This is a genomic window from Streptomyces sp. NPDC051041 (assembly GCF_044456065.1).
Classification (GTDB): domain Bacteria; phylum Actinomycetota; class Actinomycetes; order Streptomycetales; family Streptomycetaceae; genus Streptomyces; species Streptomyces glaucus.
Genome location: NZ_JBITFM010000019.1, coordinates 13512 through 33968, shown reverse-complemented (window position 1 = coordinate 33968; position 20457 = coordinate 13512). Strand labels below are relative to the sequence as shown.

The window sequence follows — 20457 nt, the reverse complement described above, 5'->3', positions numbered from 1 at the left end:
CGCAGTCGACTTCCCTGTCGGGATTGGAGCGAGCATGGACCCCTTCGACGCGGGGACCGGCGGCATCCTGCGCCAGCCCAAAGCCGTGTGGGCGACCGCCGGCGCGTCCGTCGTCGCCTTCATGGGCATCGGGCTGGTCGACCCGATCCTGCCGTCCATCGCCCAGGGCCTGGACGCCACGCCCAGCCAGGTCTCCCTGCTGTTCACCTCGTACTTCCTCATCACCGCCGTCGCGATGCTGGTGACCGGCTTCGTCTCCAGCCGGATCGGCGGCCGCCGCACCCTGCTGCTCGGCCTCGCCATCGTCGTGGTCTTCGCGGGCCTGGCGGGCACCTCCGGCTCGGTCGGCCAGCTCGTCGGCTACCGGGCGGGCTGGGGCCTGGGCAACGCCCTGTTCGTCTCGACGGCCCTGGCGGTGATCGTCGGCGCCGCGGCGGGCGGCAGCGCGGCGGCGATCCTGCTGTACGAGTCCGCCCTCGGCCTCGGCATGGCGTGCGGCCCGCTGCTGGGCGCGCTGCTGGGCGACGCCAGCTGGCGCTACCCCTTCTTCGGCACCGCCTTCCTGATGGCGGTGGGCTTCCTGTGCATCACGGCGTTCCTGAAGGAGCAGCCGAAGCCGGCCCGCAGGACCTCGCTGCTCGACCCGGTCAGGGCGCTGGGCCACGGCGGCCTCGCCTCGGCGGCCGCGTCGGCGTTCTTCTACAACTACACGTTCTTCACGGTGCTGGCCTTCACGCCGTTCGTGCTGGACATGACCCCGTACAGGTCCGGCGCGGTCTTCTTCGCCTGGGGCGCGCTGCTGGCCGTCTTCTCGGTCATCGTGGCGCCCCGTCTGCAGAAGCGGTTCGGCTCGCTGCGGGTGCTCGGCGGCTCGCTGGTGCTGCTCGCGGCCGACGTGCTCGTCCTCGGCTACGGCGGCCACACCGCCGCCGTCGTCTGCACGGTCCTGTCCGGCGCCTTCATCGGCGTGAACAACACCGTGTACACGGAACTGGCCCTCGGCGTCTCCGACGCGCCGCGCCCGGTGGCGAGCGCGGGCTACAACTTCGTGCGGTGGTTCGCGGCGGCGGCCGCGCCGTACTTCGCGCCGAAGATCGAGGAGTGGACCGACGCCCGCATCCCGTTCGTGGTCGCGGCGGTCACCGCGGTGGCGGGCGCGCTCGTCGTGGCCGTACGGCGCCGGGCGCTCACCCACGAGGCGCAGGAGCAGGGGCCGCGGCACGCGACGGAGGACGGGGTCGGCGTCTTCGCCAACTGACGGCCCCCGGCCGGGGGTTGGTGAGATTCCTCACTCCAGCGGGACGGACCTGCGGACGGGATCGCGCAGGTCCGTCCCGTGCGTCAGCCAGCGCTCCCGGAGCGCCTGGGCGCCGTGCACCCGCTTCCAGGCGGCCTCGTTCGGCGTCATCGGCAGCAGCGGCAGGAACCGTACGGGGTCCAGCGGCGCGTCCAGTTCTAGGTCCTCGACCAGGCCGCCCGGCTCGGCGACCAGGACGGAGGTGAAGGGGGCGCCCGGCCACAGGGGCCCGCCCACGTCCAGCGAGGCGCCGGGGACCACGACCACGCCCTCGACCTGCGGGGACGCGGCGAGCACGGCGAGCGGGCGGAGCACCTTGTCGGTGTCGGCGCGGCCGGCCCGCACGGAGAGGACCAGTTCGGCGCGGGGCCCCCTGACCGGGTCGGCGAGCATCGCCGCGGGATCGGCCATGGGCTGCGCGGACATGCCGAGGGTGGCGTAGCGCACGACGTCCCCCTCCTGGCCGGCGCCGCGGAAGCGCAGCACCTCGATACGGTCCGCGCCGAGGAAGGTGACCGCGGCGCGGGCGTCCGGTTCGCCCAGGGCGGTGCGCAGCCGGGCCTCGACCAGAGGGAGAACATCTGCCATGCGGCGAGCATAGAACTCGTCAGCACCGGGCAAAGCGACGCCTTGACACGGAGGGCGGCTGATAGTCTTACCCGGTGGTTTCGGGGCAGCACGCAGAAGCGTCGCCATCAGGTCCCGACGCGCTGATGAAATCTCCCCAACGGGGAACCCCTACAGGGGTATGGAACGTCCCTCACGAGGGACCGGCCGGAGGAGGTGGGGCTGTCATGGATCGAAGTCGACCGTGCAGTACCACCCGCTCTTCCGGCCGCTGACGTAGCCGCTCGGTTCTAGCTGGCTGCCACCTCTCGCATTCGGGCCTTCCTACGGAAGAGCACTTCGTCTCGTTCTACCTGATCTGCCTGTTTCGTCCGGTGCGCAGCGGTGCGCATCGGCAGCTGAATCAGTAGCGAAGCTCGCCACCGCGACGGTGCGGTGCTCCCCGCTTTGTGGACGCGCCAAACATCCTTCCCCTGCCCGAAGGGCGGAAGACCCCGAAGGACGTCCCCATTCCGGGTAGTTCCAGCCGTCGTCGGCGCCTTTCGTTGCCGTACGCGAAGGAGCCTGCCAATGTCGATGATCCGCGACCTGCGCGCCGTGGTCCGTCCGTCCCGTCCCTCGCTGCGCAAGGACGGCGGCACGTACGACACCACCCGCGACCCCTCGACCGCCTCCGCCGTCGTCGACTGCGCCGTCTACCGGGAGGGCAGGCGGGTCCAGACCGGCTCGCCCCTCACCCCGCACGAGGCGATGCGCCTGGTGCGCCGCGACGGCGGTTTCGTGTGGATCGGCCTGCACGAGCCCACCGAGGCCGAATTCGCCGGGATCGCACGGGAGTTCGGGCTGCACCCGCTGGCCGTGGAGGACGCCGTCCAGGCCCACCAGCGGCCCAAGCTGGAGCGCTACGACGACTCCCTGTTCACCGTCTTCAAGACCGTCCACTACGTCGAGCACGACCAGCTCGACGCCAACAGCGAGGTCGTGGAGTCCGGCGAGGTCATGTGCTTCACCGGACGGGACTTCTTCATCACCGTCCGGCACGGCGGGCAGGGCTCCCTGCGGGGCCTGCGGCACCGGCTGCAGGACGACCCGGAGTTGCTGGCCAAGGGCCCCTCGGCCGTGCTGCACGCCATCGCCGACCACGTCGTCGACGGCTACATCGCGGTCGCCGACGCGGTGCAGGTCGACATCGACGAGGTGGAGACGGAGGTGTTCTCCCCGGGCCGCAAGGGCACGCCGCGCGGCACGGACGCCGGCCGGATCTACCAACTCAAGCGCGAGGTGCTGGAGTTCAAGCGGGCGGTGGCGCCGCTGCTGCGCCCCATGCAGCTGCTCAGCGAGCGGCCGATGCGGCTGATCGACCCGGACATCCAGAAGTACTTCCGGGACGTCGCCGACCACCTGGCCCGGGTGCAGGAGCAGGTCCTCGGCTTCGACGAGCTGCTGAACTCCATCCTCCAGGCCAACCTCGCGCAGGCGTCCGTCGCGCAGAACGAGGACATGCGGAAGATCACCTCGTGGGCCGCGATCATCGCCGTGCCGACGATGGTGTGCGGGGTCTACGGCATGAACTTCGACCACATGCCCGAGCTGCACTGGCGCTACGGCTACCCGGTGATCATGGGCATCACGGTGGCCATCTGCCTGGGGATCCACCGCACCCTCAAGCGCAACGGCTGGCTGTGAGGGCACCCGGGACCGGCACGGCCGGCGACCGGGCCGGCGGGGCGTCCTGGGCGGGCCCCCGGCGGGCCGGCCGGAGGACGCCGCGCCGCCCCGTCGGCCCGGTCCGGACGACAGGTCCTAGGCTGGGCGCATGACAAGCGAGCTGCTCGACCGGGCTCTCATCGAGGAGGCCACGAAGAAGTCCGGCCTCGTCTGGGTCAAGGCGCCGGGGGCCGCGGCCCGGGCGCTGTGGCACGTCTGGCACGAGGGCGCGGCGTGCGTGGTCGGCGACGGACCCGGCGAGCAGCCGCTGCCGGGGCTGGCCGACGGCGCCGAGGCCGAAGTGACGGTGCGCAGCAAGGACAAGGGGGGACGGCTGGTCTCCTGGACGGCGCGGGTCGTGGAGCTGGCGCCCGGGTCCGAGGCGTGGGAGGCGGCGGTCGCCGAGCTGAAGGGCAAGCGGCTGAACGCGCCCGACGGTGAGGCGATGACCGGGCGCTGGGCGCGCGAGTGCCGGGTGCTGCGCCTGGAGCCGACGGGGGTGACGAGCCCGCTCCCGGACGGCTCCCTGGCCGAGGCCCCCGTGCCGACCCCGGCCACGACGCGCCGGCCGGTCCCGGAGGCCGTCCCCCGGCTGCTGCTGAGGAGGAGGCGGCGGGGGTAGCCCCGGGCCCGCCCCGCGGCGGTCACGACGTCGGCAGCTGCTGCCCGTAGTCCACCGTCTCGTCCTTCGCCGGTTCCTCCAGGGCGAAGTCCGTGCCCCAGTCCGAGAAGCGGAGCGTGCCCGCGTCGCCCCCGCGCACCAGGCGCAGGGGGTAGGGCGTGCCCTCCAGGGAGACGTCCAGCGTGCCGCCGGAGCCCCGGTCGCCGGTGATGCGGATGGTGCGGACGCCCGCCTGCTCGTGGCGGCCGCTCGTCTCCAGGGTGCCGTGCAGGGTCAGCAGACCGTCGAGGAGGACGTCCTTGTCCGTGAACCCGCTGAACTTCTGGTACGAGGGGTCGCCCTGCGGCACCTTCACGTACTTGCCGTCCAGCTTCTCGGCGGCGGCCGCGTCGGCGTCGCCGTGGCTCCAGAAACCGGCGTCGGCCTTGAGGAAGAGCTGTTCACCGAGGCGCAGCAGCTCGAACGACAGCCCCTCGGTGGTGACCGACCCGGTACCGCCGTCGGACTTCAGCCGCATGTCGAGGGTGTACGTCCGCCCGCTGGTGACCACGGTCCCGGACAGCCGGACCGCGTCGGCGGACTCGGCGGCGGACCGGGTCCGGCTCTGGATCTTGTCCGGGGGCAGCTTGCCGACGCCGTTGGTGCCCGCGTCCGGGTCCTCGCTGCAGCCCGTCAACGCCGTCCCGGCCACGACCAGCGCGCACATCGCGCCCGCCAGCGCTGCCCGGCGGGTACGGCCCTGGGGAATCGCAGACACGGATGAGGCTGCCTTTCTGACGGATCCGGCACAGGCCCACAACGGCGTACGGCAGCGTACCGGGGTCCCCCGGCACCCCGTGGAGCCAGTCCTTCCGTGGGCCTCGCCAGGACGTGCCCGATCGGTACGGGCTAGCCTGAAGCCCTCCCGAGCGGGCAATTCGGAAAAGAGACCCAGGAATCGACCCCGGTACGCAACCGTCGTACGAAAAGGAGCCGCGGCCATGGCCTCGGGCGCCCCCCGGATCTTCGTCTCGCACCTCTCCGGTGTCGCCGTCTTCGACCCGGCCGGCGACCAGGTGGGACGCGTACGCGATCTGGTCGTCATGCTCCGCGTCGGCCGGAAACCGCCGAGGCTGCTCGGGCTGGTCGTGGAGCTCGCCACCCGCCGCCGCATCTTCCTGCCCATGACCCGGGTGACCGGCGTCCAGGCCGGCCAGGTCATCACCACCGGCGTGCTCAACGTCCGGCGCTTCGAGCAGCGGCCCACCGAACGCCTCGTCTTCGGCGAGCTGCTGGACCGGCGCGTCACGCTCGTGGAGACCGGCGAGGAGGTCACCGTCCTCGACCTGTCGGTGCATCAGCTGCCGGCCCGCCGGGAGTGGGAGATCGACCGGGTCTTCGTCCGCAAGGGGCGCAGGGGCGGCGCCTTCCGCCGCAGCAGGGGCGAGACCCTGACCGTCGAGTGGTCCGCCGTGACGGGCTTCTCCCTGGAGGAGCACGGGCAGGGCGCCGAGAACCTGCTCGCCACCTTCGAGCAGCTGCGCCCGGCCGACCTGGCCAACGTCCTGCACCACCTGTCCCCCAAGCGCCGCGCCGAGGTCGCCGCCGCCCTCGACGACGACCGCCTCGCCGACGTGCTGGAGGAGCTGCCGGAGGACGACCAGATCGAGATCCTCGGCAAGCTGAAGGAGGAGCGCGCCGCCGACGTGCTGGAGGCCATGGACCCGGACGACGCGGCCGACCTGCTCAGCGAACTGCCCGAGGCCGACAAGGAGCGGCTGCTGAGCCTGATGCAGCCGTCCGACGCGGCCGACATGCGGCGCCTGATGGCGTACGAGGAGCACACGGCCGGCGGGCTGATGACGACGGAGCCGATCGTGCTGCGCCCGGACGCCACCGTCGCCGACGCGCTCGCCCGCGTCCGCAACCCCGACCTCTCCCCGGCCCTCGCCGCCCAGGTCTACGTCTGCCGCCCGCCCGACGAGACGCCGACCGGCAAGTACCTGGGCACGGTCCACTTCCAGCGCCTGCTGCGCGAGCCTCCCTACACCCTGGTCGGCTCCATCCTCGACACCGACCTGCAGCCGCTCGACCCCGAGGCGGACCTGCCCGCCGTCGCCGGGTTCTTCGCCACGTACGACATGGTGGCGGCGCCGGTGGTGGACGAGGCCGGCTCGCTGCTGGGCGCGGTGACCGTGGACGACGTCCTGGACCACATGCTGCCGCAGGACTGGCGCGAGACGGAGTTCAGCTCGGCGGAGAGCGAGGAGGTGGCGGCCGATGGCTCCTGAGCGCGAGACGACACGCGAGCGCGTCCCGGCCGGGGCCACGGCCGCGAACCGCCACCGCCTCCGGCTCGACCAGCCGCGCCCGCGGCGGCTGAGGCTGCTGCCCGAGTACGACCCGGAGGCCTTCGGGCGGCTGTCGGAGCGGATCGCCCGTTTCATCGGCACCGGGCGGTTCCTGGTCTGGATGACGGTGATCGTCATCGTCTGGATCGGCTGGAACACGTTCGCCCCCCGGCACCTCAGGTTCGACGAGTACCCGTTCATCTTCCTGACGCTGGCCCTGTCCCTGCAGGCCTCCTACGCGGCCCCGCTGATCCTGCTCGCGCAGAACCGGCAGGACGACCGCGACCGGGTCAACCTGGAGCAGGACCGCAGGCAGAACGAGCGGTCGATCGCGGACACCGAGTACCTGACCCGCGAGGTCGCCGCCCTGCGCATCGGCCTGGGCGAGGTCGCCACCCGCGACTGGATCCGCTCGGAGCTGCAGGACCTGGTCAAGGAGCTGGAGGACCGGCAGGACGGCCACCGCGACCGGTCCGCGGTTCCGGCGGTCCCGGCCGACCGGACGCGGGGACGTGACGCAGACGACCGCTGACGGGCTTTCCGGGGTCCCCGCGCAGCGCCGTACCATCGTCCTTATGGCTACGGAAGACGCGGTGCGCGAGGCACTGGCGACGGTGAACGACCCCGAGATCAACCGGCCCATCACGGAGCTCGGGATGGTCAAGTCGGTGGAGATCGGCGCGGACGGGGCGGTCGCGGTCACCGTGTACCTGACGGTCTCCGGCTGCCCCATGCGGGACACCATCACGCAGCGTGTCACCGACGCGGTCTCCCGCGTCGCGGGCGTCACCCGGGTCGACGTCACGCTCGACGTGATGAGCGACGAGCAGCGCCGCGAGCTGGCGGCCGCGCTGCGCGGCGGCCAGGCCGAGCGCGAGGTCCCCTTCGCCAAGCCGGGCAACCTCACCCGGGTCTACGCGGTCGCCTCCGGCAAGGGCGGCGTCGGCAAGTCCTCGGTGACGGTGAACCTGGCGGCGGCGATGGCGGCCGACGGCCTGAAGGTGGGCGTGGTCGACGCCGACATCTACGGCCACTCCGTGCCGCGCATGCTGGGCGCCGACGGCCGCCCGACCCAGGTCGAGAACATGATCATGCCGCCGTCCGCCAACGGGGTGAAGGTCATCTCGATCGGCATGTTCACGCCGGGCAACGCGCCGGTCGTCTGGCGCGGCCCGATGCTGCACCGCGCGCTCCAGCAGTTCCTGGCGGACGTCTACTGGGGCGACCTCGACGTCCTCCTCCTCGACCTCCCGCCCGGCACCGGCGACATCGCCATCTCCGTGGCGCAGCTGATCCCGAACGCCGAGATCCTGGTCGTGACCACGCCCCAGCAGGCGGCGGCCGAGGTGGCCGAGCGGGCGGGCGCCATCGCGGTCCAGACCCACCAGAAGATCGTCGGCGTGGTCGAGAACATGTCCGGCCTGCCCTGCCCGCACTGCGGCGAGATGGTCGACGTGTTCGGCACGGGCGGCGGCCAGCTGGTGGCCGACGGCCTGACGCGTACGACGGGGACGACGGTGCCGGTGCTCGGCAGCATCCCGATCGACGTCCGCCTCCGGGAGGGCGGCGACGAGGGCAGGCCGGTGGTCCTGACGGACCCGGAGTCCCCGGCGGGCGCCGCTCTGCGGTCGATCGCGGGGAAGCTGGGGGGACGGCAGCGGGGCCTCGCGGGGCTGTCGCTGGGGATCACCCCGAGGAACAAGTTCTGACGGCCGGCCCGGAGGGGCGCGCGGCCGCGCGCTGACCCCGGGCCCCGTGGCGGGGGGCGCCGCACCACCGGCGGCGCCCCTTCGTCATGCGTAGGCGGCGATGTCCTGGATCGCGGCGAAGCCGAGCCCGTACGCGCTCATGCCCCTGCCGTAGGCCCCCACGTGCACCCCCGCCTGCGTGGAGCCCGCCAGCACCCAACCGAACTCGGACTCCCGGTAGTGGAAGGACGTCAGCGCGCCGTCCACCGGCAGGGACAGCGTCGACCACGCCGGTCCCGCGAGGTCGTCGGCCAGCTCCCACGCCGTCTCGGTCTGCTGCTCCAGCCAGTCGTCCCGCAGGGAGTGGTCCAGCTGGCCGGGCCGGGCGAACGACAGCAGCCCCACACCCGCGAGCCAGGCCGCCGAGGAGACCGACGTGGCCTCCAGCAGCCCCGTGCCGTCCGGGCTGCGCCGGACGGGGTTGGCGGCGACGGTCACGACGACCGCGAACTTCTCCTTGGCCTCGTCGTTCCCGGCCGCGTACTCGGTGCGCGGCGACGGTTCGTCGCCGTGCCCGATCGAGCCGTACTCCACGGTCCCGTCGGCCCCCGTACCGACCTGCATCAGCCAGCGTGGTCCCGTGAAGGCCTCGTCGAGGCCGTACCACGCGAAGGGCGCACGCAGGTAGCCGTCGACCGTACGCCGGCCGGAGGGGACCTGCTGTCCGTCCTCCGCGGCCGGCGCCTGCGCGACTGCCTGACTCGTCGTCTCCATGTGCCCGGACGCCTCCTCGCTCTCGTCGGACCGGAACGGCCCGCCCCCCATCGGGCGGCGTTGCTGGTTCGCGTACGGCCCGCACAACAACTTGGCAGCATAGCCACACCGCTCCGGGCAGCAGGGAGAACGCCCGGCGCGCAGGGCGCCCGGAGGCCGCGTCCGGGCCGTGCGCACCCGGCAGCGGGTATGAGACGCGTCACGTGCGAGGAGGCCGGGTGCGGCGGGACGCGGGTGCCGCCCGGCGGTCCGGGCGGCGTGGGTCCGCCGCCGGGGCGGCGCGGGCGTACGGCTCAGGTGGCGTCGGCGTCGAAGGGCGGGCGGTCGTCGCGGCCGGCGGTCCCGGGCTTCTTCACCAGGTCGACACCGCCGCCGGGGGCCGGCTCGGGGTCGCGGCCGTGCACCGCGTCCGTGACCTCCGCCATCTCCTTCTTCAGGTCGAAGCCGTTGCGGATCTCCTTCAGCCCCAGGTCGTCGTTCTCCAGCTGCTTGCGGAGGAACGTCTTGGGGTTGAGGTCCTCGAACTCGAAGTCCTTGAACTCCGGGCCCAGCTCCTGCCGGATGTCCTGCTTGGCGCTCTCCGAGAACTCACGGATCTTCCGGATCGTGCGCATCACGTCCTGGATGACCTTCGGGAGCTTGTCCGGACCGAAGACGAGCACGGCGAGGACGATGATCGTCACCAGCTCTAGCGGTCCTATGTCATTGAACACCTGAAGCTCCTAGCGTGTCCTCGGTCCTCGGCCCTCGGTGGTCCGTGCGGTCTTCCGTGGTCCGGGCCGGATCCACGGTACCCGGCGATCCCGTACGACCGGTACCGTCCCGAGGGTTCGGAATACGGCCGCGTGGGCGGGTTTCCGGCTTGTTCGCCTTGTCGCGGCCGGAACGCCACCGGGACGCGGGGCCCGCTGTGGGGTTGCTGTGATTCTCGCCGTGATCTCCGCGGGGCCGCTCGGCCGTGCCGTCTCAACCGCCGTCCGAGGAGCCGAGCACCAGGGAGACCGTCCGTTCCGCGCCGTCGCGCTCCAGGGTCAGCTCCAGGCGTTCGCCGGGGCGGTGCGCGCGGGTCTTGACGATGAGTTCCTCGCCGGAGTGGATGCGCTGTCCGTCGACCTCGGTGATGAGGTCGCCCGCCCGGATGCCGGCCTGGTCGCCGGGGCCGCCCTCGGTGACCGGGGGCCCGCCGTCGCTGCCCTTGGTGCCGACGCGGGCGCCGTCGCCCGTGTAGTTCATGTCGAGGGTGATGCCGATGACGGGGTGGGTCGCCCGGCCGTTGTTGATCAGTTCCTCGGCGACGCGTCTGCCCTGGTTGACGGGTATGGCGAAGCCGAGCCCTATCGAGCCGGCCTGGCCGCCGTCGGGGCCGGTGTCGCTGTCGGCGGAGCGGATGGCGGAGTTGATGCCGATGACGCGGCCCCGGGAGTCCAGGAGGGGGCCGCCCGAGTTGCCGGGGTTGATGGGCGCGTCGGTCTGCAACGCGTCGACGTACGACACGTCGCTGCCGTCGCCCTTCTCGCCGCCCGCGGTGATGGGCCGCTCCTTGGCGCTGATGATGCCGGAGGTGACGGTGCCGTCCAGCTCGAAGGGCGCGCCGATGGCGACGACGGGGTCGCCCACCTGGACGTTGTCGGAGTTGCCCAGGGGCAGGGGGCTGAGCCCGCGCACGCCGGTCACCTTCACGACGGCGAGGTCGTATCCGCTGTCCCGGCCGACGACGGTGGCTTCGGCGGTGGCGCCGCTGGTGAAGGTCACGGAGATCTCGCCGTCGTCCCCGGCCGGCTCGACGACGTGGTCGTTGGTGAGGATGTGCCCGCGGGTGTCGAGCACGAAGCCGGTGCCGGTGCCCTGCTCCTCGCCGCCGCTCACGTGCAGGGTGACGACGCTGGGCAGGGCCCGGGCGGCGATCCCGGCCACGCTGCCCGGAGCCCGGCCGGCCGGCTCCTTCCCGGCCTGCGGCAGCTCCACGGCCCCCACCCCGCCGTTCCGCTCCAGGTACGCGCCGGTGACGCCGCCGACGCCGCCGGACACGACGGCGAGCAGCAGGGCTCCGGCGGCCAGTGCCCTCCGGCCTCGCCGCCGCCGCTGCTCCCGGCTGGGCACGGCGGCCCCGTTCTGCTGGAGAGGGGCGAGGGGGGCGGGGGACGCCCAGGGGTCGTAGCGCTGCCAGGGGGTGGAGGGCGTGGGGGTCCCGGGGGCCGGGGGCCGGGTGTGGGAGGCGGTGGGGGGCGGGGCGAGGGGGCCGGGGGCCGGGGACGCCGGTGCCGCCGGTGCCGCCGGGGCCGCCGGGGCGGGTGTCACCGGGCCGTGCGCCGGTGCTGCCGCCGGGTGCTGGACCGGCGGGGCGGGGGCCCAGGGGCCCGGTTCGCCGTACGGCGGGGTGCCGTACGGGTCGGGGTCGTGCAGGGGCCTGGGCGGCTCGGCGACCGGGGCGGCGGGCGCGCCGGACCCGCCGGGGCCGGCCGCGGGCTCCGGCGGCTCGGTGCGCGCCGGGGGTCCGGGGTCGCCGGCCCGTCGGCTCGCGGCGTCCGCCGCGAGCCGGTGCGGCTCCCCGTCTCCCCCGTCGGCCTCCGTGGGGCCGCCGGCCGTCGCCGGCCGTTCCAGCTCGTAGTCGCCCTCGTGGCCGTTCTCCCGGCCGTCCGCGCCGGTGCCCGGGGACGCGTCGGGCCGCTCCGGCCCGAAGTCGCCGTCGGCCGGGTGCGCGCGCATCCGGCCCGTACCCGTCCCGGCCGGTGTCTCCTCCCCGGACGCCGGCGCGGTCCCCCCGGTCGGGCCGGAGGGGACCTGCGGGCGGGGCCGGTTCCACCACTTCGCCCTCGCGGGTTTCCCCTCGTTCATGCTCTCCCCACAGCTGGCCGCGGCACGGCCCGTCGGCGGTGGCCGCAGATCGTCGTCTCGGTGGCTCCGTGCGCCCCGGGTGCGCCGGGGCCGGTGCCGTGGCCCCGGCCCGTGCCGGGCCTCGGCAGGCGCGTCCCCGCGGCTCCGTGCCCGGCCGGCTGCCCGCCGGGGCGCCACCTCGGATTCAATCAGGTTCGCGGGCCGGCGCGCAGAGGGCGCCTCAGGGAGTGCGCCCGGAGGAGGAGGGGGAGGGGGACGCGTCGGGCACGGGTGCGGAGAGCAGGCCGGGGGCCGTGACTCCGGGGGCCGCGGGGACCGCGGGCCATGCCGTCAGGGCCGGCGGCGGGGTGGCGTCGAGCGGACGTATCAGCGGGGACATGGCTGCGGCACCGGCCACCACCGGCGCGGTCAGCGGGTGCTCCACCCGCTGGTCCCGGCCCGCCAGGGGGGCCGGCAGCCCGGGCAGCAGCGGCGCGGACAGCCCGGTCGACGCCACGGGGCTCTCCCCGAGCGACTGCTGCCCGCCCTGGGCCTGTCCGAGCAGCGGGCCGACCGAGCGGCGGCGCTGGGTGTCGGGGGCCGCGGCGGAGCCCGTGGCCGTCCGCGCCGGTGTCACGTTGCTGCCGGTTCCGGAGCCGCCCCGCGCCTCCGCCGTGCCGTCGGGCGGGCCGGACGCGACGCCGCCCAGCGCGATCGCGGCCAGCGACACCGCCCCGGCGGCGGCGAACGCGAACCGCAGCCCGCGCGAGGCCGGCCGCTCGGCCTCGTGGCGGCCGACGTCGTGGATGCGGAAGCCCTTGCTGCCCGAGGAGGTCAGCGCGGGGCCGTGCGACCGCGCGGGGACGTAGTCGAACTCGAAGCGCTCGCCCCGCTTCGTGCCGAAGGCTCCGGGGGATCCGAGGGCGCCGAACCGTCCGGACGGTCCCCCGGGGAGGCCGTCCCGGTCCGGCGGCGGGTCCGCGCCGTCCAGGTCACCGCCCGCGGGAAGCCCCTGCAGGCGGGCCAGGAAGCTCTCGGAGGGCGGCGGCGGGGCCGCCTCCGCGAAGACGTTCTTCAGCCGGCGCTGCGCGTCGACCTCCGCCTTGCACTTGGCGCAGGTCGCCACGTGCGCCAGCACGCGCTCCCGCGCGTCATGACCGAGCTCTCCGTCCACCAGGGCGGAGAGCCGGTCCCCCAGATGCTCCTCTGCGAGGTGTCCCTCGGCAGGTTTCGGCCGTGACCCACTCACGCGCTCGCGCCCCCTCCTCCCAGTGCGGGAACACGGGGCACGAAGGAGCGGCGCTCGGCCCGGGCCTGAGGAGAGCGGTGCGCGAGGGCCTTGCGCAGCTGGGAGCGGCCGCGGTGGATCCGGGACCGGACCGTGCCGAGCTTGACGCCGAGGGTCGCGGCGATCTCCTCGTACGACAGTCCCTCGATGTCGCACAGGACGACCGCGGCGCGGAACTCGGGGGCGAGGGTGTCGAGGGCCTGCTGGACGTCCGCGTCGAAGTGGGCGTCGTTGAAGACCTGCTGGGGGGTGGGTTCCTTGCTGGCCAGCCGCTCGGCGGCGTCCTCGCCGAGCGCGTCGAAACGGATGCGCTGCTTGCGGCGGACCATGTCCAGGAAGAGGTTCGTGGTGATGCGGTGCAGCCAGCCCTCGAAGGTGCCCGGCGTGTAGGTCGACAGGGACCGGAAGACCCGGACGAAGACCTCCTGGGTGAGGTCCTCGGCGTCGTGCTGGTTGCCGGTGAGGCGGTAGGCGAGGCGGTAGACACGGCCGCTGTGCGTGCTGACGATCTCCTCCCACGTGGGCGGAGTCCACGCCTGCCCGTCCGCGTCGGTGGCGAAGGTCGCGGTCTGGGCACGGCCTGCGGCGGAACCGGTGGCGTGACTGTGGTCAGCAGCGGTGTCGTTCACGGATTTCGGCCTGCCCGCCGGCCCGAGGAAGCGCCGTAGCACTCCTCCCCGATCCACAGGCGCAGCCGCACCTCCCCTGTCGGCTCTGGTGGTGTCCAGTGGAGCCCCTACCATAGCCACCTCGCCCGTTAGCTCCGGATAAGCGGTTTTACGAGAGTTTGCTCTGGGCTGACACGGCTCGTACGCCTGCGTCAGCACTTGCTCGGCGTCCCTGTCCACCCATCGCCCCCGTCACGGCTCCGGTCGCTTTCGTCATCCCTTCAAACGACCGGTCCCATCTGCGGGTTCCCGGCGCCAGCGGATACAGTCACGCCGAGGCAACCACGGGAACAGGAGAGGGTCATTACCGGCAACCGGCAGACGAGCTGGGCGTTCGCCGACGCCTATGTCGCCGAGGACGAAGCGCTGCACTGGGCCCGCGACCGGGCCCGTGAGGCAGGGCTGCGCTCGGTGTCGCCCGGCACGGGCGCGGCCCTGCGGTTGCTCGCCGCCGCCGTGGACGCGAAGGCGGTCGCGGAGATCGGGACCGGCTGCGGTGTCTCCGGGATCCATCTGCTGCACGGCATGCGGCCGGACGGGGTGCTCACCACGGTCGACCCGGAGCCGGAGCACCAGCAGTTCGCCCGCCAGGCCTTCCGCGCCTGCGGCTTCGCCAGCAACCGGGCCCGCTTCATCCCGGGCCGCGCCCTGGACGTCCTGCCCCGGCTCGCCGACGCCGGGTACGACCTGGTCTTCTGCGACGGCGACCGCCTGGAGGTCATGGAGTACCTCGCCGAATCGTTGCGTCTGCTGCGGCCCGGCGGGCTCGTCGTCTTCGAGGGGGTCTTCGCCAACGGCCGGACGGTGGACTCCGGGCCGCAGCCCACGGAGGTGCTGCGGCTGCGGGAGCTGCTGCGGGCGGTGCGCGAGAGCCAGGAGCTGGTGCCGTCGCTGCTGCCGGTGGGCGACGGGCTGCTGTGCGCGGTCAAACGCTGATCCCCGGCCGGCCGCCGTCCCCGGTCGCCCGCTGTTCCCGGCCGGCCGCCCGCGGCGAGGGGGCAGCCGTCGGGGAATCCGGCAAAACAGCCGCCCCGGCACCTCGTGCGGCGCCGGGGCGGCTGAAAGGGTACGGTCGCTTGCGCGTCAGCCGACGACCTTCTTGAGGGCGTCGCCGAGCGCGTCGGCCTCGTCCGGGGTCAGCTCGACGACGAGCCGACCGCCGCCTTCGAGCGGAACGCGCATGACGATGCCCCGCCCCTCCTTGGTCACCTCGAGCGGGCCGTCGCCCGTCCGCGGCTTCATGGCCGCCATGCTCGTTCCCCTTCCTGATACCAGCTCATCGCGTCAAAGCCGACGGCCCCCGAGGGGCATGCGCGGTCCGTGGGACACGCGACACCGGCATCGAACACATTGCTTCCTGGCCATTATCCCGCATCTCAGGACCCGATGACCAACATCGGTGGGCATCGCTTGAGCAACGCGCGCGAGCAAAACCACTCAATCCGGCGATGTGACTGCAATACCGCGCCGCCGCACACATGTCCGTAGAACAGACGTGGAGCGGAATTCTTTGACGCAGGTCACACATCGCGTCCGGTCCTCGGGCGGTGATCTCCGTCATGCTGTCCGCAGACACCGGACGTACCGGCCGGTACGTCCGTCAGCCGCGACACGGAGGGGATACGCCATGGCCGACACCGTGCTCTACGAGGTGAGCGACGGGCTCGCGACGATCACGCTGAACCGCCCGGAGGCGATGAACGCGCTGAACATCGAGACCAAGGTCGCCCTCCGGGAGGCGGTCCGGTCCGCGGCGGCGGACGACGCCGTACGGGCGGTGCTGCTGACCGCCGCCGGGGAGCGGGCGTTCTGCGTCGGCCAGGACCTCAAGGAGCACATCGGGCTGCTGGCCGCCGACCGGGAGTCGGGTTCGGGGCAGACGATGAGCACGGTGCGGGAGCACTACAACCCGATCGTGCGGGCGCTGGCGGAGGCGCCAAAGCCGGTGGTCGCCGCGGTGAACGGGGTGGCGGCCGGGGCGGGCTTCGGGTTCGCGCTCGCGGCGGACTACCGGCTGGTGGCGGACACCGCGGCGTTCAACACGTCGTTCGCCGGGGTGGCGCTGACCGCCGACTCGGGGATCTCCTGGACGCTGCCGCGGGTCGTCGGGCCCGGGCGCGCCACGGACCTGCTGCTGTTCCCGCGGAACATCGGCGCGCAGGAGGCGTACGAGCTGGGCATCGCGAACCGGGTGGTGCCGGCGGCCGAGCTGCGCGCGGAGGCCGAGAAGACGGCGCGGGCGCTGGCCGGGGGACCGACGGTGGCGTACGCGGCGATCAAGGAGGCCGTGGCGTTCGGTCTGGGCCACTCGCTGGCCGAGACCCTGGAGAAGGAGGACGAGCTGCAGACCCGGGCGGGGTCCTCGGAGGATCACGCCGTCGCGGTGCGCGCCTTCGTGAACAAGGAGAAGCCGAAGTACCTGGGGCGGTGAGCCGGCCCCGCGGGCCGCGGCGGCGCACGCCCCCGGAGGGCCGCGCCGCAGGTCCCCGCCGCCCTTGCCGCCCCCGGCCCGCCCGGGGACGGCTCGGGCCGGACATGACCGAGGGCCCGGGCCGGGCCGGGGCGGCCCGGGCGTCGTCAGGCCCCCGGCCCGCGGCCTCTGGCCGCGCAGTCCGCCAGGTGGTCGTCCACCAGGCCGCACGCCTGCATCAGGGCGTACGCCGTCGTCGGTCCCACGAACCGCAGGCCCCGCTTCTTCAGGGCCTTGGCCAGGGCCGTCGACTCGGGGGTGACCGCCGGGAGGTCGGCCAGGGTCCTCGGGGCCGGGCGGCCGGCCGGGTCGGGGGCGTGGGACCAGACCAGGGCGTCCAGCTCGCCGGGGGACCACTCGGCGAGGGCGCGCGCGTTGGCGAGGGTCGCGTCGATCTTGGCGCGGTTGCGGATGATGCCGGGGTCGGCGAGCAGGCGTTCGCGGTCCTCGTCGGTGAAGGCCGCGACCGCGGCGATCCGGAAGCCGGCGAAGGCGGCGCGGAAGCCGGGGCGGCGGCGCAGGATGGTGATCCAGGACAGGCCGGACTGGAACGCCTCCAGGCTGAGGCGTTCGAACAGGGCGTCGTCGCCGTGGACCGGGCGGCCCCACTCCTCGTCGTGGTAGGCCACGTAGTCCTCGGTGGACAGCGCCCAGGGGCAGCGCGGCACGCCGTCCGGGCCCGCGAGGGCGGCGCCCGGGGTCACCGCTGCTCCTCCTGGCCGGGCTTGTCCGTGGAGACGGGGTGCGCGGCGGCGCGGGCCCCGGCCAGGGCCGCCTCCAGGTCGGCGATGCGGGCGTCGCGCTCGGCCAGTTCGGCCCCGAGGCGGCTGAGGACGTCGTCCACGTCGGCCATGCGGTAGCCGCGGACGGCGAGCGGGAGGCGCAGGGACTCCACGTCGGCGCGGCCGGCCGGGCGGTCCGGGGGCAGGAGGTCCCGCAGCCGCTCGGGCGCGGCCTCGGGCAGCGGGCTGTTCTCGCCGCCGCCCACCACGGCGAGGGTCACCGCGGCGACCACGACGGCGAGCGCGACGACCAGGAACAAGAACATAACCATCGCTTGGGGTCCCCACGGTCGGATGAGTCGGAGTCGGATGTGTCAGGCTCCGATCGTGCCATGCGAGTCCGACCGTTAGGGTCGCAGGCGGCCGGAGAACGGGCCGTACTCAGGACGTACGAGGAGAGGTCACAGGGGATGCTCAGGCTGGGCAGGCGCGAGTTCGAGCCGCACGAGCCGGTGATCATGGCGATCGTGAACCGGACCCCGGACTCCTTCTACGACCGGGGGGCGACCTTCCACGACGAGCCGGCGCTCGCGCGCGTGGAGCAGGCGGTGGCCGAGGGGGCCGCGATCATCGACATCGGCGGGGTGAAGGCCGGGCCGGGCGAGGAGGTCACGGCCGAGGAGGAGGCGCGGCGCACGGTCGGGTTCGTCGCCCAGGTGCGGCGGCGGTTCCCGGACGTCGTGATCAGTGTGGACACCTGGCGGGCCGAGGTCGGGGAAGCGGTGTGCGAGGCGGGGGCGGACCTGCTGAACGACGCGTGGGGCGGGGCCGATCCGCGGCTGGCGGAGGTCGCCGGGCGGTACGGGGTGGGGCTGGTGTGCACGCACGCCGGGGGCGCGCAGCCGCGGACGCGGCCGCACCGGGTGGCGTACGACGACGTCATGGCCGACATCATCGACGTGACCGTGGGGCTGGCCGAGCGGGCGGTGGCGCTGGGGGTGCCGCGGGAGTCGGTGCTGATCGATCCGGGGCACGACTTCGGGAAGAACACGCGGCACAGCCTGGAGGCGACGCGGCGGCTGGGGGAGATGGTGGAGACCGGGTGGCCGGTGCTGGTGTCGCTGTCCAACAAGGACTTCGTGGGGGAGACGCTGGACCGGCCCGTGAAGGAGCGGGTGCTGGGGACGCTGGCGACGACCGCGGTGTCGGCGTGGCTGGGGGCGCAGGTGTACCGGGTGCACGAGGTCGCCGAGACCCGGCAGGTCCTGGACATGGTGGCGTCGATCGCGGGTCACCGGCCGCCCGCGGTGGCGCGCCGGGGGCTGGCGTAGGGATCCCCCTCTCCGCCGCGGCGCCCCCGTGGGCCCGGGCGGGGCCGGCCTCCGCGACCGGTGCCCCGGCGGGCCACGAGAACCCGGCAGGCGAGCGGCGGGACCCCGCGGGCGGGCGGCGGGAGCCCGGAGTCCGGGCCTAGCGGCCCGCCTCCTTCGACACCATCGCCACGGCCTCGTCCACGTCGTCCGTGACGTGGAACAGCAGCAGGTCGTGCTCCGCAGCCTTGCCCTGGGCGACCACGGTGCTCCTGAGCCAGTCGACGAGGCCGCCCCAGTACCCGGTGCCGAACAGGACGATGGGGAAGCGGGTGACCTTCTGGGTCTGGACCAGGGTCAGCGCCTCGAAGAGTTCGTCGAGGGTGCCGAGGCCGCCGGGCAGGACCACGAAGCCCTGCGCGTACTTGACGAACATCATCTTCCGGACGAAGAAGTACCGGAAGTTGAGGCCGATGTCGACGTAGGGATTCAGCCCCTGCTCGAACGGAAGCTCGATTCCGAGGCCGACCGAGATCCCCTTCGCCTCGCAGGCGCCCTTGTTGGCGGCCTCCATGGCGCCCGGGCCACCGCCCGTGATCACCGCGAAGCCCGCCTCCACCAGGCCCCGTCCGAGCCGCACCCCCGCCTCGTACTCCGGGGAGTCCACCGGCGTGCGGGCGGAGCCGAAGACGCTGATGGCGGGCGGCAGTTCGGCGAGCGTGCCGAAGCCCTCGATGAACTCCGACTGGATGCGCAGCACGCGCCAGGGGTCGGTGTGCACCCAGTCCGTGGGGGCGCGCTCGTCCAGCAGCCGCTGGTCGGTCGTGCTCGCCTGGACCTGCTGCCGTCTGCGGAGGACCGGACCCAGGCGCTGCTCATCCGGCGGCTGCTTCTTCCCCGCGGGGTTGCCGGTAGCCATGTGCGCTCCCTCCGTGTTGGGGTCTCCCCTGCCCGGGCGGAGCCTGCGGCTCGGGGAGGGGGTGTTCCGCCCCAGCGTAGATCGGCTCCGGTTACGTCCGAGGGACCTCAGCATGTCCGCCGTGGAGCGCGGTAAACACGGCCGGGATCACGCCGTCAGCCAGGCCCGCAGGCGCTCCTCCCCCGCCAGGACCTTCGCCGTCTCCACCCGCTCGTCCCGCCGGTGCGCCAGGTGCGGGTTGCCGGGGCCGTAGTTGACGGCCGGGATGCCGAGCGACGAGAAGCGCGCGACGTCCGTCCAGCCGTACTTGGGCTGCGGGGTGCCGCCGACCGCCTCGACGAAGGCCGCGGCGGCCGGGTGGGACAGGCCGGGCAGGGCCCCGGGGCTGTGGTCGTCCACCACGAACTCGGCCACTCCGCAGTCGGCGAACACCTCGCGGACGTGGTCGATCGCCTCCTGCTCCGTGCGGTCCGGCGCGTACCGGAAGTTGACGGTCACTTCGCACGCGTCCGGGATGACGTTCCCGGCCACCCCGCCCGAGATGCCCACCGCGTTCAGGCCCTCCCGGTACTCCAGGCCGTCGATCACCGGGTGGCGCGGCTCGTACGCCGCCAGCCGGGCCAGGATCGGCGCCGCCGCGTGGACGGCGTTGGAGCCCATCCAGCCGCGCGCGGAGTGGGCCCGCTCGCCCCTGGTGCGCAGCTTCACCCGCAGCGTGCCCTGGCAGCCGCCCTCCACCTGGCCGTCCGACGGCTCCAGCAGCACCGCGAAGTCGCCCCGCAGCCACTCCGGGTGGGCCTCGGCCACGTGCCGCAGGCCGTTGAGGTCGGCGGCGACCTCCTCGTTGTCGTAGAAGACGAAGGTCAGGTCGCGGTTCGGGGCGGGGACCGTGGCCGCGATGCGCAGCTGGACCGCCACCCCGGCCTTCATGTCGCAGGTGCCGCAGCCCCACAGCGTCCCGTCCCCGTCCAGCCGCGAGGGGAGGTTGTCCGCGATCGGGACCGTGTCGATGTGCCCGGCGAGGATCACCCGCTCCGCCCGCCCGAGGTCGGTGCGGGCCACGACGTTGTTGCCGTACCGGTCGACGGTCAGGTGCGGCAGGGCGCGCAGGGCGTTCTCGATCGCGTCCGCGAGGGGCTTCTCGGAGCCGCTGACGGAGGGGATGTCGACGAGCTGCGCGGTCAGCCGCGCGGCGTCCAGGGTGAGGTCAAGCGGGGTGTCGGCCATGGCCCCGACCCTAGCGCTCCGCGCCCGCGCGCACGGTCCGCACCCGGCACGGCG

21 protein-coding genes are annotated in these 20457 nt (G+C 73.8%); 9 read left to right on the top strand and 12 right to left on the bottom strand.

The genetic code is table 11. From position 1 onward, the window contains the following. The first annotated feature begins 34 nt into the window (after window positions 1-34). Window positions 35-1258, top strand: coding sequence for an MFS transporter (locus tag ACIBAI_RS24395; protein ID WP_399037381.1), 1224 nt, complete (start codon window positions 35-37; stop codon window positions 1256-1258). Window positions 1259-1288: 30 nt separating this feature from the next. On the opposite strand, the gene ACIBAI_RS24390 is transcribed toward ACIBAI_RS24395, so the two are convergent. Beyond that, entirely contained in the window at window positions 1289-1885 is a 597-nt protein-coding gene (locus ACIBAI_RS24390; protein ID WP_399037379.1) for a suppressor of fused domain protein, read from the bottom strand. 549 nt (window positions 1886-2434) lie between these two features. On the opposite strand from ACIBAI_RS24390, the gene ACIBAI_RS24385 reads away from it, so the two are divergent. Together ACIBAI_RS24385 and ACIBAI_RS24380 are read left to right on the top strand one after the other, a co-directional pair. After that, the gene (locus tag ACIBAI_RS24385) at window positions 2435-3550 is read left to right on the top strand and encodes a magnesium and cobalt transport protein CorA (protein ID WP_344602954.1); all 1116 of its coding nucleotides are present in this window, start codon (window positions 2435-2437) and stop codon (window positions 3548-3550) included. A 130-nt stretch (window positions 3551-3680) separates the two neighbouring features. Next, window positions 3681-4193, top strand: coding sequence for a hypothetical protein (locus tag ACIBAI_RS24380; RefSeq protein WP_399037377.1), 513 nt, complete (start codon window positions 3681-3683; stop codon window positions 4191-4193). A 22-nt stretch (window positions 4194-4215) separates the two neighbouring features. Here ACIBAI_RS24380 and ACIBAI_RS24375 read toward each other — a convergent pair whose 3' ends face one another. After that, complete coding sequence (locus ACIBAI_RS24375) at window positions 4216-4950, bottom strand: hypothetical protein (RefSeq protein WP_399037375.1); 735 nt, start codon at window positions 4948-4950, stop codon at window positions 4216-4218. A gap of 223 nt (window positions 4951-5173) precedes the next feature. On the opposite strand from ACIBAI_RS24375, the gene ACIBAI_RS24370 reads away from it, so the two are divergent. The 3 genes from ACIBAI_RS24370 to ACIBAI_RS24360 are packed head-to-tail and all read left to right on the top strand — an operon-like array spanning window position 5174 to window position 8232. Then, a complete protein-coding gene (locus ACIBAI_RS24370; protein ID WP_399037373.1) occupies window positions 5174-6463 on the top strand; it encodes a magnesium transporter MgtE N-terminal domain-containing protein in 1290 nt (429 codons plus the stop codon). Further along, complete coding sequence (locus tag ACIBAI_RS24365; RefSeq protein ID WP_399037371.1) at window positions 6453-7055, top strand: DUF1003 domain-containing protein; 603 nt, start codon at window positions 6453-6455, stop codon at window positions 7053-7055. The genes ACIBAI_RS24370 and ACIBAI_RS24365 overlap by 11 nt, the downstream gene beginning before the upstream one ends. A gap of 43 nt (window positions 7056-7098) precedes the next feature. Further along, window positions 7099-8232: an Mrp/NBP35 family ATP-binding protein gene (locus tag ACIBAI_RS24360; protein ID WP_399037369.1), complete on the top strand. Its 1134-nt coding sequence runs from the start codon at window positions 7099-7101 to the stop codon at window positions 8230-8232. A gap of 84 nt (window positions 8233-8316) precedes the next feature. Here the strand turns inward: ACIBAI_RS24360 and ACIBAI_RS24355 are convergent, their stop codons facing one another. The 5 genes from ACIBAI_RS24355 to sigE form a co-directional block, all read right to left on the bottom strand. Next, window positions 8317-8985: a hypothetical protein gene (locus ACIBAI_RS24355; RefSeq protein ID WP_399037368.1), complete on the bottom strand. Its 669-nt coding sequence runs from the start codon at window positions 8983-8985 to the stop codon at window positions 8317-8319. Between the two features lie 293 nt (window positions 8986-9278). Continuing rightward, window positions 9279-9698, bottom strand: a complete 420-nt coding sequence (locus ACIBAI_RS24350) for a sec-independent translocase (protein WP_399037367.1) — start codon at window positions 9696-9698, stop codon at window positions 9279-9281. 253 nt (window positions 9699-9951) lie between these two features. Continuing rightward, the gene (locus ACIBAI_RS24345; RefSeq protein ID WP_399037365.1) at window positions 9952-11820 is read right to left on the bottom strand and encodes a trypsin-like peptidase domain-containing protein; all 1869 of its coding nucleotides are present in this window, start codon (window positions 11818-11820) and stop codon (window positions 9952-9954) included. Between the two features lie 220 nt (window positions 11821-12040). Beyond that, on the bottom strand, window positions 12041-13048 hold the full coding sequence (locus ACIBAI_RS24340; RefSeq protein WP_399037364.1) for an anti-sigma factor family protein: 1008 nt from the start codon (window positions 13046-13048) through the stop codon (window positions 12041-12043). Next, entirely contained in the window at window positions 13045-13830 is a 786-nt protein-coding gene (gene sigE, locus ACIBAI_RS24335) for an RNA polymerase sigma factor SigE (protein WP_399037361.1), read from the bottom strand. The genes ACIBAI_RS24340 and sigE overlap by 4 nt, the downstream gene beginning before the upstream one ends. Before the next feature lie 162 nt (window positions 13831-13992). Between sigE and ACIBAI_RS24330 the strand changes: the two genes are divergently transcribed. After that, window positions 13993-14691, top strand: coding sequence for an O-methyltransferase (locus ACIBAI_RS24330; RefSeq protein WP_399037518.1), 699 nt, complete (start codon window positions 13993-13995; stop codon window positions 14689-14691). A gap of 147 nt (window positions 14692-14838) precedes the next feature. Here ACIBAI_RS24330 and ACIBAI_RS24325 read toward each other — a convergent pair whose 3' ends face one another. Then, window positions 14839-15006, bottom strand: a complete 168-nt coding sequence (locus tag ACIBAI_RS24325; RefSeq protein WP_003966491.1) for a DUF3117 domain-containing protein — start codon at window positions 15004-15006, stop codon at window positions 14839-14841. A gap of 376 nt (window positions 15007-15382) precedes the next feature. Between ACIBAI_RS24325 and ACIBAI_RS24320 the strand changes: the two genes are divergently transcribed. Further along, window positions 15383-16186, top strand: coding sequence for an enoyl-CoA hydratase/isomerase family protein (locus ACIBAI_RS24320; protein ID WP_399037359.1), 804 nt, complete (start codon window positions 15383-15385; stop codon window positions 16184-16186). Between the two features lie 146 nt (window positions 16187-16332). Here the strand turns inward: ACIBAI_RS24320 and ACIBAI_RS24315 are convergent, their stop codons facing one another. Together ACIBAI_RS24315 and ACIBAI_RS24310 are read right to left on the bottom strand one after the other, a co-directional pair. Then, on the bottom strand, window positions 16333-16929 hold the full coding sequence (locus ACIBAI_RS24315) for a DNA-3-methyladenine glycosylase I (RefSeq protein WP_399037358.1): 597 nt from the start codon (window positions 16927-16929) through the stop codon (window positions 16333-16335). Next, a complete protein-coding gene (locus tag ACIBAI_RS24310; protein WP_399037356.1) occupies window positions 16926-17279 on the bottom strand; it encodes a DivIVA domain protein in 354 nt (117 codons plus the stop codon). Before ACIBAI_RS24310 ends, ACIBAI_RS24315 begins: the two co-directional genes overlap by 4 nt. A 138-nt stretch (window positions 17280-17417) precedes the next feature. Here ACIBAI_RS24310 and folP point away from each other — a divergent pair, with 138 nt between their 5' ends. Further along, complete coding sequence (gene folP / locus ACIBAI_RS24305) at window positions 17418-18278, top strand: dihydropteroate synthase (RefSeq protein ID WP_399037353.1); 861 nt, start codon at window positions 17418-17420, stop codon at window positions 18276-18278. A 139-nt stretch (window positions 18279-18417) separates the two neighbouring features. Here the strand turns inward: folP and ACIBAI_RS24300 are convergent, their stop codons facing one another. Both ACIBAI_RS24300 and dapE read right to left on the bottom strand, forming a co-directional pair. After that, window positions 18418-19176 (bottom strand): TIGR00730 family Rossman fold protein, encoded by a 759-nt coding sequence (locus ACIBAI_RS24300; RefSeq protein WP_399037351.1) that lies wholly within the window; start codon window positions 19174-19176, stop codon window positions 18418-18420. Between the two features lie 147 nt (window positions 19177-19323). Next, a complete protein-coding gene (gene dapE / locus ACIBAI_RS24295) occupies window positions 19324-20403 on the bottom strand; it encodes a succinyl-diaminopimelate desuccinylase (protein ID WP_399037349.1) in 1080 nt (359 codons plus the stop codon). Window positions 20404-20457 lie beyond the last annotated feature (54 nt).

Excerpts from the sequence above, each read along its gene's own strand:
- ACIBAI_RS24395 (WP_399037381.1), top strand. The coding sequence starts at position 35 with ATGGACCCCTTCGACGCGGGGACCGGCGGCATCCTGCGCCAGCCCAAA.
- ACIBAI_RS24390 (WP_399037379.1), bottom strand. The coding sequence starts at position 1,885 with ATGGCAGATGTTCTCCCTCTGGTCGAGGCCCGGCTGCGCACCGCCCTG.
- ACIBAI_RS24385 (WP_344602954.1), top strand. The coding sequence starts at position 2,435 with ATGTCGATGATCCGCGACCTGCGCGCCGTGGTCCGTCCGTCCCGTCCC.
- ACIBAI_RS24380 (WP_399037377.1), top strand. The coding sequence starts at position 3,681 with ATGACAAGCGAGCTGCTCGACCGGGCTCTCATCGAGGAGGCCACGAAG.
- ACIBAI_RS24370 (WP_399037373.1), top strand. The coding sequence starts at position 5,174 with ATGGCCTCGGGCGCCCCCCGGATCTTCGTCTCGCACCTCTCCGGTGTC.
- ACIBAI_RS24365 (WP_399037371.1), top strand. The coding sequence starts at position 6,453 with ATGGCTCCTGAGCGCGAGACGACACGCGAGCGCGTCCCGGCCGGGGCC.
- ACIBAI_RS24360 (WP_399037369.1), top strand. The coding sequence starts at position 7,099 with ATGGCTACGGAAGACGCGGTGCGCGAGGCACTGGCGACGGTGAACGAC.
- ACIBAI_RS24355 (WP_399037368.1), bottom strand. The coding sequence starts at position 8,985 with ATGGAGACGACGAGTCAGGCAGTCGCGCAGGCGCCGGCCGCGGAGGAC.
- ACIBAI_RS24345 (WP_399037365.1), bottom strand. The coding sequence starts at position 11,820 with ATGAACGAGGGGAAACCCGCGAGGGCGAAGTGGTGGAACCGGCCCCGC.
- sigE (WP_399037361.1), bottom strand. The coding sequence starts at position 13,830 with ATGGTAGGGGCTCCACTGGACACCACCAGAGCCGACAGGGGAGGTGCG.
- ACIBAI_RS24325 (WP_003966491.1), bottom strand. The coding sequence starts at position 15,006 with ATGGCGGCCATGAAGCCGCGGACGGGCGACGGCCCGCTCGAGGTGACC.
- ACIBAI_RS24320 (WP_399037359.1), top strand. The coding sequence starts at position 15,383 with ATGGCCGACACCGTGCTCTACGAGGTGAGCGACGGGCTCGCGACGATC.
- ACIBAI_RS24310 (WP_399037356.1), bottom strand. The coding sequence starts at position 17,279 with ATGGTTATGTTCTTGTTCCTGGTCGTCGCGCTCGCCGTCGTGGTCGCC.
- folP (WP_399037353.1), top strand. The coding sequence starts at position 17,418 with ATGCTCAGGCTGGGCAGGCGCGAGTTCGAGCCGCACGAGCCGGTGATC.
- ACIBAI_RS24300 (WP_399037351.1), bottom strand. The coding sequence starts at position 19,176 with ATGGCTACCGGCAACCCCGCGGGGAAGAAGCAGCCGCCGGATGAGCAG.
- dapE (WP_399037349.1), bottom strand. The coding sequence starts at position 20,403 with ATGGCCGACACCCCGCTTGACCTCACCCTGGACGCCGCGCGGCTGACC.